Here is a 14,001-nt window from a genome sequence, read left to right as displayed (position 1 = left end):
GCGACGCGGGGCCTCAGGCCACCACGGTCCCGGTGACTTCACCCAAGCCGATGCGTACCGCGCCCTCGCGCTCGCACCAGCCACGTATCACCAGCGTGTCGCCGTCTTCCAGGAACGTGCGCTTCTCGCCGTTCGGCAACGTGATCGGTTGCTTGCCGCCTCCCGTGAGTTCGATCAGCGAGCCGGCCTGGTCGGGCTGCGGGCCCGACAGCGTGCCCGAGCCCAGCAGGTCGCCGGGCTGCAGGTTGCAGCCGTTCACCGTGTGGTGCGTGATGAGCTGCGCGGCGGTCCAGTAGGCGGCTTCGGTGGTGTTGCCGAGCGTCAGGCGCACGGGCGCCACGCCGTCGGCGCGCATCTTCGCGGTCTGCAGCAGCACTTCGAGCGTGATGTCGAGCGCGCCGCTGGCGCGGTTCGACGGGGCGTCGAGGTAGGGCAGCGGTTGCGGGTCTTCGGCGGGGCGCTCGAACTTGGCGCGGAACGGGGCCAGCGCGTCGGTCGTCACGATCCAGGGCGACAGCGTGCTCGTGAAGCTCTTCGAGAGGAAGGGGCCGAGCGGCTGGTATTCCCAGGCCTGCACGTCGCGCGCCGACCAGTCGTTGAGCAAAGTCACACCGAACAGGTGGTCTTCGGCCTCGGCGATGGCGATGGGCTCGCCCAGCGCGTTGCCGCGGCCCACGAAGAAGCCCAGCTCCAGTTCGTAGTCGAGCCGCTTCGACGGGCCGAAGCTCGGCGTTTCTGCGTCGGGTGCTTTGGTCTGGCCGTGCGGGCGCTTGAAGGTCTGGCCGCTCACGCGGATCGACGAGGCGCGGCCGTGGTAGCCGATGGGCACCCACTTGTAGTTGGGCATCAGCGGCTGGTCGGGACGGAACAGCTTGCCGATGGTGGTGGCGTGGTGGATGCCCGTGTAGAAGTCGGTGTAGTCGCCGATGCGGCAAGGCACGGTCATCTCGGCCTGGGCCTGCGCGAGCAGCGCCTTCGACCACGCGGCCTGCTGGCCGCTGCCTTCGGCAAGGCCGGCGGAGATCGCGGCGCGCAGGGCCTGACGGTCGCGCGCGTTGGCGTCCATCAACACGTTCATGTCGTCGGTGTCGATGAGGCCGGCCGCGCGCAGGTCAAGAATCTGGTCACCGATGGCCACGCCGATGCGGAAGGCCTCGCTGCTGCCGGCGGTGCGGAAGCGGCCGAAGGGCAGGTTCTGGATCGGGAAGTCGGTGCCGGCCACGTTGGCGGCGGCGACCCAGCTGCGCAGCTTCGGGTCGTGGGTGGCGTTGAGTGCGGTCATGGATGTCTTTCGGTTCTTGAATCGGATCAGTCGGCGGTCATGCCCGCTTTTTTGGCGACGTCGCCCAGGCGCTTGTATTCGGTGTCGGTGAGCGTGGTCAGCTCTTGCGCGGTCGAGCCGCGCGGCGAGAAGCCGGCCTGCTGCAGCTTGGCCTTCACGTCGGGCATGGCGAGCGCTTCGACGAACGCTTCGTTCAGCGCCTTCACGATCGGCGGTGGCAGCTTCGCCGGACCGTACACGCCGAACCACGGCTCCAGCGCATAGCCCTTGAGGCCCGCTTCGGCCATCGTCGGCACGTCGGGCAGCGAGGGCGAGCGCGTGGAGCCCGCCACGGCCAGCGCGCGCAGCTTGCCGGCCTGGATGTGCGGCAGCGACGCCGGCAGGTTGTCGAACATCACGCCGATGGTGTTGCCCAGCATGTCGGTGATGGCCGGGCCGCTGCCCTTGTAGGCGACGTGCGTGAGCTCGGTGCCGGTCATCTGCGCGAACATCACGCCGGCCAGGTTCATCGAGGTGCCGGCGCCCGCGGTGGCGTAGGGCAGGCCGGGGTTCTTCTTCGCGGCGGCGATGAGGTCGGGCACCGACTTGATGGGCGAGGCCCCCGGTACTTCGAGCACGATGGTCGACATGCCCAGCAGGCTGATGGCCGTGAAGTCCTTGCGCGGGTCGAAGGCCATCGACTTGTAGATGTGCGGGTTCAGCGCATTGGTCGAGATCGCGCCGAAGCCGATCGTGTAGCCGTCGGGCGCGGCCTTGGCCACGGCGTCCATGCCGATGTTGCCGCCCGCGCCGCCGCGGTTGTCGATGAGCACCGGCTGGCCCAGCTTCTCCGACACCTTCTGGCCCACGGTGCGCGCCACGAGGTCGGTGGTGCCGCCGGGGCTGTAGGGCACGATGAACTTGATCGGCTTCGACGGAAAGTCCGCCGCATGCGCCAGCAGCAACGGCGCCGCGAGCAGTGCAACGGCCGCCGCGCGGCGGGTGAGGGCGAAAGCGCTCTTCTTCATCTTCATGGCTTGAATTGGTCCTTGAGACCGGCCCAGCAGTCGGTGTAGTCGGTGTCGAGCGCCGGGCTTTGCAGCGCGAAGTTCGTCGGAATGAAACGGTAGCGGCTCTCGAACATGAAGGCCAGCGTGTTGTCCAGCTTGTGCGGCTTGAGGTCGGCGTGCGTGGCCTTGTCGAAGGCTTCTTCGTCCGGGCCGTGCGGCACCATGCAGTTGTGCAGGCTCGCGCCGCCGGGCTTGAAGCCGCCCGGCTTGGCGTCGTACTCGCCCAGCACCAGGCCCATGAACTCGCTCATGAGGTTGCGGTGGAACCACGGCGGACGGAAGGTGTTTTCCATCACCATCCAGCGCGGCGGGAAGATCACGAAGTCGCAGTTGGCCGTGCCGGGCGTGTCGCTGGGCGAAGTCAGCACGGTGAAGATCGACGGATCGGGATGGTCGAAGCTGATCGAGCCGATCACCATGAAGTTCGCCGTGTCGTACTTCACCGGCGCGAGGTTGCCGTGCCACGCGACCACGTTGAAGGGCGATTGCTTGGTCGGTGCGGTCCAGAAGCGGCCGCCGAATTTCTTCACCAGTTCGTAGGCGCCGCCGTCTTCCTCGAAGGCCGCCACGGGCGCCTGGAAGTCGCGCGCGTTGGCCAGGCCGTTCGAGCCGATCGGGCCGAGTTCGGGCAGGCGGAAGTGCGCGCCGTAGTTCTCGCACACGTAGCCGCGCGAGAGGCCGTCGGGCAGGGCGACCTTGAAGGCCATGCCGCGCGGCAGCACCACGATCTCGCCGGGCTTCACGTCGAGCACGCCGAGTTCGGTGGTGACGACGAGGCGGCCTTGTTGGGGCATCACCAGCATCTCGCCGTCGGCGTTGACGAAAGCGCGCTGCTCCATCGAACGGCCGGCCAGGTACATCAGCGAGCCGATGCCGACCTGCGATTCGGCGTCGCCGTTGGCGGCCAGCGTGTGCATGCCGTCGATGAAGTCGACGTCGGCCGCGCCGTCCAGCGGCAGCGGGCCCCAGCGCATCGGCTCGGGCGGCAGCGCGATCTCGCGGTCGGCGCCGGTGGTCCAGTGCGCCTGTGCGTAGGGCTGGTAGCGGCCCGACACCACCGAGGGCTGGCGGCGGTACAGCCAGGTGCGGCGGTTCTCATGGCGCGGCGCCGTGAAGGCGGTGCCCGAGAGCAGCTCGGTGTACAGGTCGAAGGGGCCGCGCTGCGGGTTGTTGCGGCCTTGCGGCAGCGCACCGGGCACGGCTTCGGAGGCGTATTCGTTGCCGAAGCCGCTCTGGTAGCGCCGTTCGGAGGCAGGGGTGGGTTGGGTCATGGGCTTCTCTTTCGAAAATCGCGATGAGGTGGGAGTGTGGTCGCAGGTCAGCCGGCACGCGCCGCGTCGAAGGCTTCGCGCAGCACGGCCAGCGAGCCGACGTGGTTGGCCAGCACGAGCACGAGCCGTGCGTTGAAGGCGTGGCTTTCTTCGGTGGAAAGCCCTTGGTGGGCCTCGATGAGCGCCTCGTAGAAATCGTCGGGCGCTTCGAGGTTCGGCGTGGTGATCAGCTGTGGTTGCATCGGGGTCATGCCTTTGCCAGTGCGTGGTCGAGGGCCGCGCGAATATTCGCCGCCGTGGGCTGCCGCCAGCGCGCGCACACGTGCTGGTCGGGCCGCAGCAGGTAGACGGTGCCGGGCTGCGCGTCGTAGCGCTGCGTGGCGAGTTCAGCACCATCGCCTTCCACGCGCACGACGTGCAGCGCGAGGTCGCTGGTGTTCAGCGCCTGCAGGCTGCGCTCGGCGGCGTCGCCTTGGCCGAACACCAGCGCGGTGAAGCGCGCCACATGGCATTCGCGCAGCAGCCAGCCGGTGCTGCCGTCGGCGCGCCGCACGGGCGCATCGGCCGCCGCCGCGCCGGGCACCATCGCACCCGCGAAGGTGTCGGCGTCGGGCGTGTTGAGCGGCGAGTCGCGCAGCACCGTGGCCACCGACAGCCGCCCGCTGTTGACCAGCGAGCGCGCGAAGGCGTGGCGCTTCGTCAGTTCGAGCACCGCGTCGCGGAACAGCCGGCTCACCTCGCTCTTGGGCGTGATGAAGTCGGTGGCGCGCGTCGAGTTGCGGATGTTCTCGTCGGCCGCGAACTCGCGCTCGCTGGCGTAGCTGTCGAGCAGCGCGTCGGGCGCGTCGCCGGCCAGCACGGCCGCGAGCTTCCACGCGAGGTTGTCGGCGTCCTGCACGCCCGAGTTGGCGCCGCGCGCGCCGAACGGCGACACGCCGTGCGCCGAGTCGCCCGCGAACAGCACGCGGCCGTGGCGGAAGCGCTCCATGCGCTGGCAGGCGAAGGTGTAGACGCTGGCCCAGCCGATCTGGAACTGCACGCCTTCGAAGCCGATGCTGTCCAGCAGTGCGCGCACGCGCGGCGTGATGCGCTCGGGCGTGCGTTCTTCCACCGGGTCGGCGTCCCAGCCGAGCTGGAAGTCGACGCGCCACATGCCGTCGGCCTGCTTGTGCAGCAGCACGCTCTGGCCGGGGTGGAACGAGGGGTCGAACCAGAAGCGGCGCTCGGTGGGCAGCTGCGCGTCCATCGTGATGTCGGCGATGAGGAAGCGGTCGCGGAAGGTGCGGCCCTTGGCTTCCTGGCCCAGCATCTGGCGCAGGTTGGAGCGCGAGCCGTCGCAGGCGGCGACGTAGCCGGCGGCCAGTTCGTAGTTGCCTTCAGGCGTCTCGATGGTGAGCACCGCGCCGTCATCGCCCTGCTCGATGCCGACCACCTTGTTGTTCCAGCGCAGGTCGATCAGCGGCAGCGCCGCGGCGCGCTCGACGAGGTAGCCCTCGACGTAGTACTGCTGCAGGTTGATGAAGGCCGGGCGCTCGTGGCCGGGTTCGGGCAGCAGGTCGAAGCGGTAGACCTGCTCGTCATGGAAGAACACCTTGCCGACGTGCCACGACACGCCCTTGTCCACCATGCGGTCGCCGCAGCCGAGGCGGTCGAACACCTCGAGCGTGCGCTTGGCGAAGCAGATCGCGCGCGATCCGCTGGACAGGCTGTTGTCGTTGTCGAGCAGCACCACGGGAATCTGCCGCAGGGCGAGGTCGATGGCGAGCGTGAGGCCCACCGGGCCGGCGCCCACGACCACCACGGGGTGGCGGGCGAGCGCAGCGGCGTCCTGGTCGGCGTGGCGGGTGTAGTCGAAGCGCAGGCTTTGATAGTCGATCACGTGTTGTCTCCGTGTTCTTGTCTTCTGTCCTTGTCTTGCTCCTTCCCCTTCCGGGGGAAGGCGGGGATGGGGGCACGCGGCGCTCGAAACCGGCGCTCTGCCTGCCCCCACCCCAACCCTCCCCCGGGAGGGGAGGGAGAAAAATCGATCAGCCTTCCAGCGCCTTCCACATGTCGATGTCGCGCTGTGCCGTCCACACGCGCGGGTCCGCATGGCCCGAGGCTTCGTCGTACGCACGGCTCACGTCGAACGGCATGCAGTGGTCGAAGATCACCCACTGGCTGTACTTGGGCTTGAGCTTCTCGTAGGTCTCCTTGTAGACCGCGTTCAGGTCGCGGCCGGCCTTCACGCCGTCCTGCACGCTGGCGTACACGTCGGCGATGAAGGCGCGCGTTTCCTGCAGGCCCTTGGCCACGTCTTCGGGCGTGGTCAGCGCGGCGCCGCGGCCCGGCACCAGGGCCAGGGGCTTCAGGGCGGCGAGGTTGTCCAGCGTCTGCGGCCAGTCCTGGAAGTAGGCGTCGCCGGCATACGGCGTGGCACCGAACTCGACCAGGTCGCCCGACAGCAGCGCGCGCTCCTGCGGCAGCCAGACGACGGTGTCGCCCTTGGTGTGGCCGCGGCCCAGCTGCAGCAGCTGCACTTCGAGCGTGCCCAGCCACAGCGTCATCTTGCCGGTGAAGGTCATGGTGGGCCAGGTCAGGCCCGGGGGCACGGTCTCGACGTTCTGGAACAGGCGCGGGAAGCGGCCGATTTCGCTGGCCTTGTCTTCCTCGCCGCGCTCGACGATCAGGTCGCGCGTGTCCTGGCTGGCCAGGATGTGTTCGGCGCCGTAGCCCGCCGCGCCCAGCACGCGCACCGCGTGGTAGTGCGTGAGCACCACGTACTTGATGGGCTTGTCGGTCACTTCGCGGATGCGGCGCACCACGTCGGCGGCCATGGCGGGCGTGGCCTGGGTGTCGGCCACCAGCACGCAGTCGTCGCCAATGATGATGCCGGTGTTGGGGTCGCCCTCGGCCGTGTAGGCCCAGGCGTGCTCCGAAATCTGGCTGAAGGTGATCTTCTTTTCTTCCAGGTCGGCCTGGCTGGCGAACTTCTTGGCTTGGCTCATCGTGTGTCTCCGGTGGGTTGGTTTTTGGATTCACCTTATTCGTTTAAGGCGAACGAGTTTGCAGATAACGAATGCGCGCAGTGTAAGCCCGAGATCAGTTCATGTCTAATGCCTTCTTCATGAACGAACAACCAGACGGCAAGGCGGCCATGGCGACTGTTGACACCGACCGCGCCCAGCGCGGCATCCAGAGCATCGAAGTCGGCGGGCAGCTGCTGCGCGCGCTGGTGCACCACGGCCGCCCGATGGCGCTCAAAGACCTTGCCCGCGAGGCGGACATGACGGCCGCCAAGGCCCACCCGTACATGGTGAGCTTCGGCCGGCTGGGCCTCATCGAGCAGGACCGCGCCAGCGGCCACTATCTGCTCGGGCCGCTGGCCTTGCAACTGGGGCTGATCAGCCTGCAGCAGGCCGACCCGGTGCACATCGCCACGGCGCTGATCGGCCAGCTCGCCCAGCAGATCGGCCACACCGTGGCGCTGGCCGTGTGGGGCGCGCGCGGCGCGACCATCGTGCGCACGGCCGAGTCGCCCTCGCCGGTGCACGTGAACATGCGCCACGGCACCGTGTTCTCGCTCACCAACACGGCCTCGGGCCGCGTCTTTGCCGCCTACCTCGACCCGGCCGTGGTGCGCGCGCAGCTCGAGGACGAGCGTCAGCGCCAGAAGCAGCGCAAGGGCGCCGCCGAACCCGCGCCGCCGGCCGGCATGCCGCCGGTGCAGCCGCTGCCCTCGTGGAGCGACTTCGAGCGCCAGTGCCAGGAAGTGCGCGACCACGGCATCAGCCGCTCCGACGGCGAGGTGATCGAGGGCGTGAGCGCCATGGCCGCGCCCGTGTTCGACCACACCGGCGCCATCGTGCTGGCCGTGACCGCCATCGGCCCGGCCGGCATCTTCCACACCGCCTGGGACGGCGAGATCGCGCGCGCGCTCAAGGCCTGCGCGGGCACGGTGTCGCAGCGCCTGGGCGCGAGCGCCACCAGCGCCGTGGTTCCCTCCGTCTCCGATCGATGACCCTGTTTTCTTCCGCCTTGTCTTCCACGTCTTCTTCTTCCGACTCCGACGACCTCGCGCTGCGCATCGACCGCACCGTGGCGCTGCTGCGCGGTGCGCGGCGCATCGTGGTCTTTTCGGGTGCGGGCTTGTCCAAGGCCTCGGGCATCCCGACCTACCGCGATGCCGACGGCCTCTGGATGAGCCAGAACGCGCTCAAGTTCTCGCATGCCGACGACCTCGCGCGCGACCCGGGCGGCTTCACGAAGTTCTGGGCCCAGCGCCTGTCGCTGATCGAAACCGCGTCGCCCAACCCCGGCCACCTCGCGCTCGCGCAGCTGCAGCGGCTGCGCCCTGCGACGCGGCTCATCACGCAGAACGTCGACGGCCTGCTCGGCAAGGCCGGCGGGCAGGACGTGCTGGAGCTGCACGGCTCGCTGCGCCGCTGGCGCTGCGACCACTGCGGCAACCGCAGCGGCCCCTGGCCGTTCCACCGCTGCCTGCGCTGCGGCTCGCACGCGCGGCCCGACGTCGTCATGTTCGGCGAGATGCTGAACGCCGGCGTGCTGCTCGACGCTCAGGTGGCGGCGCAGGAGTCCGACCTGTTCCTGGTGGTCGGCAGCACCACCATCGTCTACCCGGCGGCCGAGTTGCCCAAGCTGGCGATGGCGCGCGGTGCGCGGCTGGTGACGCTGAACATCGAGCCGCTGCCGCATCTGGACGATGCGGCGGCGGTGGTGTTGCGAGGGGCGTCGGAAGACCTGCTACCGCGCTTGCTGGCGGGCATGGTCGGCGACTGATGAGCCGTTAGCCGGCCCGCAGCTTCTCGCGCAGCACGCGCCAGCGCGCGAGGCTCTCGGCCGGCCAGTAGTCCTTGCGGTCGTAATACTCAGGCACGGCGGGCGCGCCGGCCGGCAGCACCACCCACGGCTGCTTCGACATCGTGAAGATGTGCAGGTCCGGCGGCAGCCGGTCGGGCGTGTCGAGCGTCCCCACGCGGATGAAGCTCACGGCGTCGCCGGCGCCCGCGTAGTGGCTCCACAGTGCGACGTGGCAGGCCGGGCAGCGCGCGTAGGTCTGGCCGCGTCCGCTGGCCGAGGGCGTGAGCACCCGATCGACCGTGCCCTGCAGCATCTGCACGTGTTCCGGTTCGATCAGCGCATTGAGCGCGAAAGACGAGCCCGTTTCGCGCTGGCACCAGCGACAGTGGCAGCAGTGCACGAAGAGCGGTGGCGCGTTCAGGCGGTAGCGCACCTGCCGGCAGGTGCAGCCGCCTTCGAGCGGCACGAAGGCGTCGGCCATGGTGGCAGTGGTCGTCGGGCGCTCAGCCCTTCTTGCCACCCAGCAGCACCAGCGCGCCGCCCACCACGATCGCTGCCACGCCGGCCCAGGACGGGATGTTGACGTTCTGTTTTTCCTTCACCGAGAACTCCAGCGGGCCGAGCTTGGCCTGGTGGGTTTCCTTGGTGAAGCTGAAGCCGCCCAGGCCGAGCCCGGCGATGCCGGCGACGACCAGCAGGATGCCGACGATGCGCGTTGCGTTCATGGGACGGGTCTCCTCGAGGTGGTTGGAAAGAACAGAAATAAAAAACGCCGGTCGCTCAGCGCCGCGGTGCCGCCGCGCGCGGCTGCGGCGGCTCTTGCTGCTGCAGCTGGTCGACCCATTGCACGACCTCGGCCATGGCCGCGTCGCTCGCCGCGATGAGCGCCTTCACGCCGCCCGGCGCGTCGGCGCTGGCGGCGGGGCGGCGCACGGTGAAGGTCCGCTGGCCCATCACGCGGTCGCCGCCGGTGGCGCTGCGGACCAGCGTGGCACGCAGGCGCACGAGGCCCGTGCTGCTGGCCGGCGCATCGAAGTAGTGGCTGAACTCGTCGAGCGAAATGCGCAGCGTGTCGGGCACGATGCTCTCGGTGCGTGCGAGCGTTGCGCTTTCTTCGGGGCCGAGCACGGTGCGGCGCTCGGCCAGCGTGTCACGCAGCCGCTGGCGCAGCAGCTGCGCGGGCGGCAGGCTCCAGCGCGACTGGCCGTAGGGGCGCAGCTCGTTGGCATCGGCATAGCCCATGCGGTACAGGATCTGCGTGCCGTCCAGGCGCGAGTTGCTGTCGAACTCCGCGAGGGACAGCGCCGGCAGTGCGGTGGCAGGAGTTGCCGCAGGTGCAGTGGTCGACAGGCCGGGACCGAAGTCGTACAGCGTGGAACGCGCCGGCTTGTCGGGCAGCATGCCGCAGCCGGCGACCAGCAGCACACAGCCGAGGCTGGCGAGGGCGTGGAGGGTGTTCTTCATGCGCATGGTGTTCTGCTCCCGGTCAGTGGCGTGCGGCGGGCGCAACGAAGCCGGGCTCGCCCGGGCCCGCGACCGCGCCGCCGTTACCGAACAGCAGCGATTGCGGGTTGTCGTTGATGCTGTCGGCCGCGCGGCCCAGGCGGCGCACCGCGTGGGCGGTGTCGTCGGCCACGCGGTTCACGCGCGGCAGGGTGGCGGCGTTGAACGAATCGACCGCCTGCGCCAGCGCCTTGGTGCCCTCGCTCAGGCGTTCGACCGGGCCGTCGGGTGCGTTGAGCTTGCCCACGGTGGAGTTGAAGTTGTTGGCCACGCGCGAGACGTCGCCGGCCGCTTTCTTCACCGTCGACAGCGTCTCAGGCATGGCGGCCAGCGTCGGGTTCAGGCCGGTCTTCACGGTGTTGTCGAGCTGCTTGAGCAGCGTGTTGGCGCTGGCCGAGGCGGCTGCGATGTTCTCCAGCGCGTCGGCCACGCGCTTCTGGTTGGCGTCGGCCAGCAGCATGTTGGCGCGCTTGGTCACTTCTTCGACCTGGTCGATGATTTCCTCGCCGCGGTCCTGCAGCTTCGCGAGCATCGAGGGCTTGAGCGGAATGCGCGGCGGGTTGTCGTTGTTCGGCTTGAGCGCGACGGTCGACTGGCCCTCGTCGTCCAGCGCGATGAAGGCCAGGCCGGTCACGCCCTGGTAGCTCAGCGTGGCAAAGCTGGAGGTGGTGAGCGGCACGCGCTCGTCGACCGTGATGCGCACGCGCACGTTGCCCTTGGTTTTGGGATCGAAGTCGATCGAGGTCACCTTGCCGACCGAGATGCCGCGGTAGCGCACCTGGGCCTGCGGCTGCAGGCCGCTCACGGCGTCGCGGGTGGAGAGTTCGTACACGTTGCGCACGGTGTTGTCGCGCGTGAACCAGACCACCAGCGCGACGAGCGCGGCGATCAGGCCGAGCACGAAGGCGCCGGCGGCGAGGGCGTGGGCCTTGTTTTCCATGGGGACCTACCTTTCTTCAGCGCGCGCGGCCTCGGGCCGCGGCGCGGATGGTTGTTTGCCGGCGGCGGGCTTGTCGTGCAGCGCCTCCAGGGCGCGTTGGCCGCGCCCGCCGAGAAAGTATTCGTGGATGAAGGGATGCGGATAGGCGATGACTTCGCGCGCCGTGCCGCTCACGATCACCTTGTGGTCGGCCAGCACCGCGATGCGGGTGCTCAGGTCGAACAGGGTGTCCAGGTCGTGCGTGACCATCACGACCGTCAGGCCCAGCTCGCGGTGCAGGCCGCGCAGCAGGTCGCAGAAACTGTCGGAGGCTTCAGGGTCGAGGCCGGCCGTGGGCTCGTCGAGCAGCAGCAGCGGCGGGTCCATGATGAGCGCGCGCGCCAGCGCCACGCGCTTGATCATGCCGCCCGACAAATCCGACGGGCTCTTGTTCGCGTGCTGCGGTTCCAGCCCCACCATCTGCAGCTTCACGAGCGCGGCATGGCGAATCAACTCGTCGGGCAGCAGCTTGAGTTCGCGCAGCGGAAAGGCGATGTTCTCCAGCACGCTGAAGGCCGAGAACAGCGCGCCGTGCTGGAACAGCATGCCCACGTTGGCCGCACCGGCCGCGCTGAGTTCACCCGGCGCCCGGCCCAGCACCTCGACCGTGCCCTTCGTGGGTTTCTGCAGCCCGAGAATCTGCCGCAGCAGCACCGTCTTGCCGGTGCCCGAGCCGCCGACCAGCGACAGCACCTCGCCGCGGTCGAGGTGCAGGTCGAGGTCGCGGTGCACCACCTGCTCGCCGTCGGGGCTCTTGAACACGGTCCAGAGCTTGCGGATGTCGACGACGGTGCCGGGCGGGGATGTCGTGGCGGCGTTCATCCGCGGAATCCTATGCCCTTGAAGAGCACTGCGAAGAGCGCATCGACCAGGATCACCGCGGTGATCGAGGTCACGACCGACGACGTGGTGCCGCGCCCCAGGCTCTCGGTGTTGGGCTTGACCTTCATGCCGAAGTAGCAGCCGATCAGCGCGATCAGCACGCCGAACACCGCCGACTTGGCCAGGGCCAGCCAGAGGTTGGCGATGGGCACCGCGCGCGGCAGGGCCGACAGGAAATACGCCGGCGAAATGCCGAGCGCGGCGTCAGCCGCGAGCATGCCGCCGGCCAGCGCCGCCATCGAGGTCCACAGGCTGATCAGCGGCATCGCGATGGCCAGCGCCAGCACGCGCGGCATCACGAGGCGAAAGCCGTGCGGGATGCCCATGACGCGCATGGCGTCGAGTTCTTCGGTGACGCGCATCACGCCGATCTGCGCCGTGATCGCCGAACCCGAGCGGCCCGCGATCAGCACGGCGGCCAGCACCGGCCCGAGTTCGCGGATCAGCGACAGCCCGAGGATGTTCACCACGAAGGCCTCGGCGCCGTAGTTGCGCAGCTGCTGTGAGATCAGATACGCCAGCACCACGCCGATGAGCAGGCCGACCAGCGCCGTGATGTGCAGCGCCGTGGCGCCGAACTGGTACAGGTGGCCCGAGAAGTCGCGCCACGGCGCGCGGTGCGGCGCGCGCGCCAGCGTGCACAGGTCGAGCGCGAGCTGGCCGATCAGGCCCACGAAGTCGCGCATCACCGCCATCGCGCGCGGGCCGTGGTGGGCGAGTTCGCGCAAGCGGTCGCTCAGTGATTTCGGGGGCTCGTCGGGCGTGGCCACCGTGAACTTCGCCACCTGGTCGAGCACCGCCTGGTGCTGCGGCGACAGCTCGAGCGTGGCCGGCCAGTCGTGGCGCCAGTGGTCCCACAGCAGCTGGGCGCCGATGTGGTCGAGCTGGCCGATGGGGCGCAGGTCCCAAGCCTGGTCGTCGGCTGGCGGCAGGGCGGCGAGGTCTTTGGCCACCGCCTCCCACGCTGGCCGCGACGACATTGCCAGCGTGGTCCAGCACCCGCTGGCCACGGCCCAGCTGCGGCCGTCGGCGTCCTGCGTGCGCGCGCGCGGCGGCGCAGAGGCGTCGTCGGTGGCGGGCAGGTCGGCAGACGACGGGGTGGAAACCATGGGCGTGCGAGTGAGGCTGTTTGTTAACAAAGGACGCAGGTGAGACGGCGCATCGTAACCGCGTGCATCCGGGGCTTGTGTGCGTCTGGCCCTTCGTTTGCGTAGGGCCAGACGCCGTTTTTTCAGGAACCCTTCAGCTCCAGGCCCGGGCCAGCGCGTTCCATGCGCTGGCGATCACGGGTTCGTCGCGGCGCGCGGCCAGCGAGACGAAACGCAGCGCGCAATCGAGCCGCACGCGGTCGGCCAGCACGAGGCCGTGGGCCTGGCTTTCGCGGATTGCGATCGAGTCGCGCACCAGGCTCAGGCCGACGCCCGACTTCAGCAGGTCGAGCATCGAGGCCTCCTGGTCGACCAGCGCCACGCGCCGGGGCGCCAGGCCGAGCGGGCCGAACACGCGTTCCAGCAGCCGGTGGTGCGCCGACTCGGGCGGCGTGGCGAGCCAGGGCAGGGCGGCCAGCGCCTTCCAGTCGCGCCCGAGCACCTGCGGGCCCCAGCCGGCCGGCGCGACCACGCGGTAGCTGAAGCGGGTGAGCGTGCGCACCGCCAGCGGCGCTGGGGCTGCATCGTCGGACTCGTCGCCGGGGTCGAGGTGAAAGCCCACGTCGAGCTCGCCGCGCAGCACCTGCGCCAGCACGCTGCCGCTCATGCCGTGGCGCAGCTCGGTCTCGATCTGCGGCGCGGCCTCGACCAGTTCGCGCAGGAACACACCGAGCCGCGTGAACTCGGGGTCGAGGATGGTGCCGATGCGCAACGCCCCGCGCACCGTGACCTGCAGGTTGCGCGCGGCCTGCTGCAGGTCGCCCACGGCCGCCAGCACGCGCTCGGCCTGCGGCAGCATCGCCGCGCCGTCGGCCGTGAGGGCCAGCCCGTGCGGCGTGCGGGTGAACAGCACCAGCCCCGTCTCTTCGGCCAGACGCTTGAGCTGCAGGCTCACCGCGGGCTGCGTGAGGTGCAGCTTTTCGGCGGCGCGCGAGACGTTGCCCTCGCGCGCCGCCAGAACGAAGGCGCGCAGAATCTGGAGGTCCATCGATGGCACAGTCATATAAGACTGATTTATAGCGCCATCGACGCGAATTCATTGGCTTTCTCTTCGTGGAGCGGGCCAAATTGCCTTCAGGAGACCCGA

Annotated in this window: 15 protein-coding genes; 2 read left to right on the top strand and 13 right to left on the bottom strand. The window is 69.5% G+C overall.

Annotated features, from left to right (window positions below; genetic code table 11):
* Positions 1-13: 13 nt before the first annotated feature.
* The 6 genes from fahA to CY658_RS28900 all read right to left on the bottom strand — a co-directional run bounded on the left by fahA (position 14) and on the right by CY658_RS28900 (position 6,589).
* Complete coding sequence (gene fahA / locus CY658_RS28925; RefSeq protein ID WP_101493443.1) at positions 14-1,282, bottom strand: fumarylacetoacetase; 1,269 nt, start codon at positions 1,280-1,282, stop codon at positions 14-16.
* Positions 1,283-1,308: 26 nt separating this feature from the next.
* Complete coding sequence (locus CY658_RS28920) at positions 1,309-2,289, bottom strand: Bug family tripartite tricarboxylate transporter substrate binding protein (RefSeq protein ID WP_101493572.1); 981 nt, start codon at positions 2,287-2,289, stop codon at positions 1,309-1,311.
* Positions 2,290-2,291: 2 nt separating this feature from the next.
* Positions 2,292-3,602 (bottom strand): homogentisate 1,2-dioxygenase, encoded by a 1,311-nt coding sequence (gene hmgA, locus CY658_RS28915; protein ID WP_101493442.1) that lies wholly within the window; start codon positions 3,600-3,602, stop codon positions 2,292-2,294.
* A 47-nt stretch (positions 3,603-3,649) separates the two neighbouring features.
* Positions 3,650-3,844 carry a DUF2783 domain-containing protein gene (locus CY658_RS28910; protein WP_062472729.1) on the bottom strand — a complete coding sequence of 65 codons (195 nt, stop codon included), beginning with the start codon at positions 3,842-3,844 and terminating at the stop codon, positions 3,650-3,652.
* A gap of 5 nt (positions 3,845-3,849) precedes the next feature.
* Entirely contained in the window at positions 3,850-5,481 is a 1,632-nt protein-coding gene (locus tag CY658_RS28905) for an FAD-dependent oxidoreductase (RefSeq protein WP_101493441.1), read from the bottom strand.
* A 148-nt stretch (positions 5,482-5,629) separates the two neighbouring features.
* Positions 5,630-6,589 (bottom strand): MBL fold metallo-hydrolase, encoded by a 960-nt coding sequence (locus CY658_RS28900; protein ID WP_101493440.1) that lies wholly within the window; start codon positions 6,587-6,589, stop codon positions 5,630-5,632.
* Between the two features lie 149 nt (positions 6,590-6,738).
* On the opposite strand from CY658_RS28900, the gene CY658_RS28895 reads away from it, so the two are divergent.
* Complete coding sequence (locus CY658_RS28895; RefSeq protein WP_101493571.1) at positions 6,739-7,602, top strand: IclR family transcriptional regulator; 864 nt, start codon at positions 6,739-6,741, stop codon at positions 7,600-7,602.
* 17 nt (positions 7,603-7,619) lie between these two features.
* On the top strand, positions 7,620-8,381 hold the full coding sequence (locus CY658_RS28890; protein WP_257885014.1) for an SIR2 family NAD-dependent protein deacylase: 762 nt from the start codon (positions 7,620-7,622) through the stop codon (positions 8,379-8,381).
* Between the two features lie 7 nt (positions 8,382-8,388).
* On the opposite strand, the gene CY658_RS28885 is transcribed toward CY658_RS28890, so the two are convergent.
* From CY658_RS28885 to CY658_RS28855, 7 genes are all read right to left on the bottom strand, one after another.
* Positions 8,389-8,883: a GFA family protein gene (locus CY658_RS28885; RefSeq protein ID WP_101493438.1), complete on the bottom strand. Its 495-nt coding sequence runs from the start codon at positions 8,881-8,883 to the stop codon at positions 8,389-8,391.
* A 22-nt stretch (positions 8,884-8,905) separates the two neighbouring features.
* A complete protein-coding gene (locus CY658_RS28880; RefSeq protein ID WP_099794622.1) occupies positions 8,906-9,127 on the bottom strand; it encodes a hypothetical protein in 222 nt (73 codons plus the stop codon).
* A 55-nt stretch (positions 9,128-9,182) separates the two neighbouring features.
* Positions 9,183-9,872, bottom strand: a complete 690-nt coding sequence (locus CY658_RS28875) for an ABC-type transport auxiliary lipoprotein family protein (RefSeq protein WP_257885013.1) — start codon at positions 9,870-9,872, stop codon at positions 9,183-9,185.
* 16 nt (positions 9,873-9,888) lie between these two features.
* A complete protein-coding gene (locus CY658_RS28870; RefSeq protein ID WP_101493437.1) occupies positions 9,889-10,845 on the bottom strand; it encodes an MlaD family protein in 957 nt (318 codons plus the stop codon).
* 6 nt (positions 10,846-10,851) lie between these two features.
* Positions 10,852-11,706: an ABC transporter ATP-binding protein gene (locus tag CY658_RS28865; RefSeq protein WP_101493436.1), complete on the bottom strand. Its 855-nt coding sequence runs from the start codon at positions 11,704-11,706 to the stop codon at positions 10,852-10,854.
* Positions 11,703-12,875 carry an MlaE family ABC transporter permease gene (locus CY658_RS28860; RefSeq protein WP_101493435.1) on the bottom strand — a complete coding sequence of 391 codons (1,173 nt, stop codon included), beginning with the start codon at positions 12,873-12,875 and terminating at the stop codon, positions 11,703-11,705. Before CY658_RS28860 ends, CY658_RS28865 begins: the two co-directional genes overlap by 4 nt.
* 133 nt (positions 12,876-13,008) lie before the next feature.
* Positions 13,009-13,902 carry a LysR family transcriptional regulator gene (locus CY658_RS28855; RefSeq protein WP_374221138.1) on the bottom strand — a complete coding sequence of 298 codons (894 nt, stop codon included), beginning with the start codon at positions 13,900-13,902 and terminating at the stop codon, positions 13,009-13,011.
* Positions 13,903-14,001: the final 99 nt, after the last annotated feature.

The organism is Variovorax sp. RO1, assembly GCF_002849325.1.
In the GTDB taxonomy this organism is placed as follows: domain Bacteria; phylum Pseudomonadota; class Gammaproteobacteria; order Burkholderiales; family Burkholderiaceae_C; genus Variovorax.
The sequence above is the reverse complement of the archived record's forward strand: the minus strand, read 5'-3'. Positions and strand labels throughout refer to the sequence as shown.

Coding starts and splice junctions, on each gene's coding strand:
- CY658_RS28870 (WP_101493437.1), bottom strand. CDS start 10,845: ATGGAAAACAAGGCCCACGCCCTCGCCGCCGGCGCCTTCGTGCTCGGC.
- CY658_RS28910 (WP_062472729.1), bottom strand. CDS start 3,844: ATGCAACCACAGCTGATCACCACGCCGAACCTCGAAGCGCCCGACGAT.
- CY658_RS28855 (WP_374221138.1), bottom strand. CDS start 13,902: ATGGACCTCCAGATTCTGCGCGCCTTCGTTCTGGCGGCGCGCGAGGGC.
- CY658_RS28865 (WP_101493436.1), bottom strand. CDS start 11,706: ATGAACGCCGCCACGACATCCCCGCCCGGCACCGTCGTCGACATCCGC.
- CY658_RS28900 (WP_101493440.1), bottom strand. CDS start 6,589: ATGAGCCAAGCCAAGAAGTTCGCCAGCCAGGCCGACCTGGAAGAAAAG.
- CY658_RS28860 (WP_101493435.1), bottom strand. CDS start 12,875: ATGGTTTCCACCCCGTCGTCTGCCGACCTGCCCGCCACCGACGACGCC.
- CY658_RS28920 (WP_101493572.1), bottom strand. CDS start 2,289: ATGAAGAAGAGCGCTTTCGCCCTCACCCGCCGCGCGGCGGCCGTTGCA.
- fahA (WP_101493443.1), bottom strand. CDS start 1,282: ATGACCGCACTCAACGCCACCCACGACCCGAAGCTGCGCAGCTGGGTC.
- CY658_RS28880 (WP_099794622.1), bottom strand. CDS start 9,127: ATGAACGCAACGCGCATCGTCGGCATCCTGCTGGTCGTCGCCGGCATC.
- CY658_RS28885 (WP_101493438.1), bottom strand. CDS start 8,883: ATGGCCGACGCCTTCGTGCCGCTCGAAGGCGGCTGCACCTGCCGGCAG.
- hmgA (WP_101493442.1), bottom strand. CDS start 3,602: ATGACCCAACCCACCCCTGCCTCCGAACGGCGCTACCAGAGCGGCTTC.
- CY658_RS28895 (WP_101493571.1), top strand. CDS start 6,739: ATGGCGACTGTTGACACCGACCGCGCCCAGCGCGGCATCCAGAGCATC.
- CY658_RS28875 (WP_257885013.1), bottom strand. CDS start 9,872: ATGCGCATGAAGAACACCCTCCACGCCCTCGCCAGCCTCGGCTGTGTG.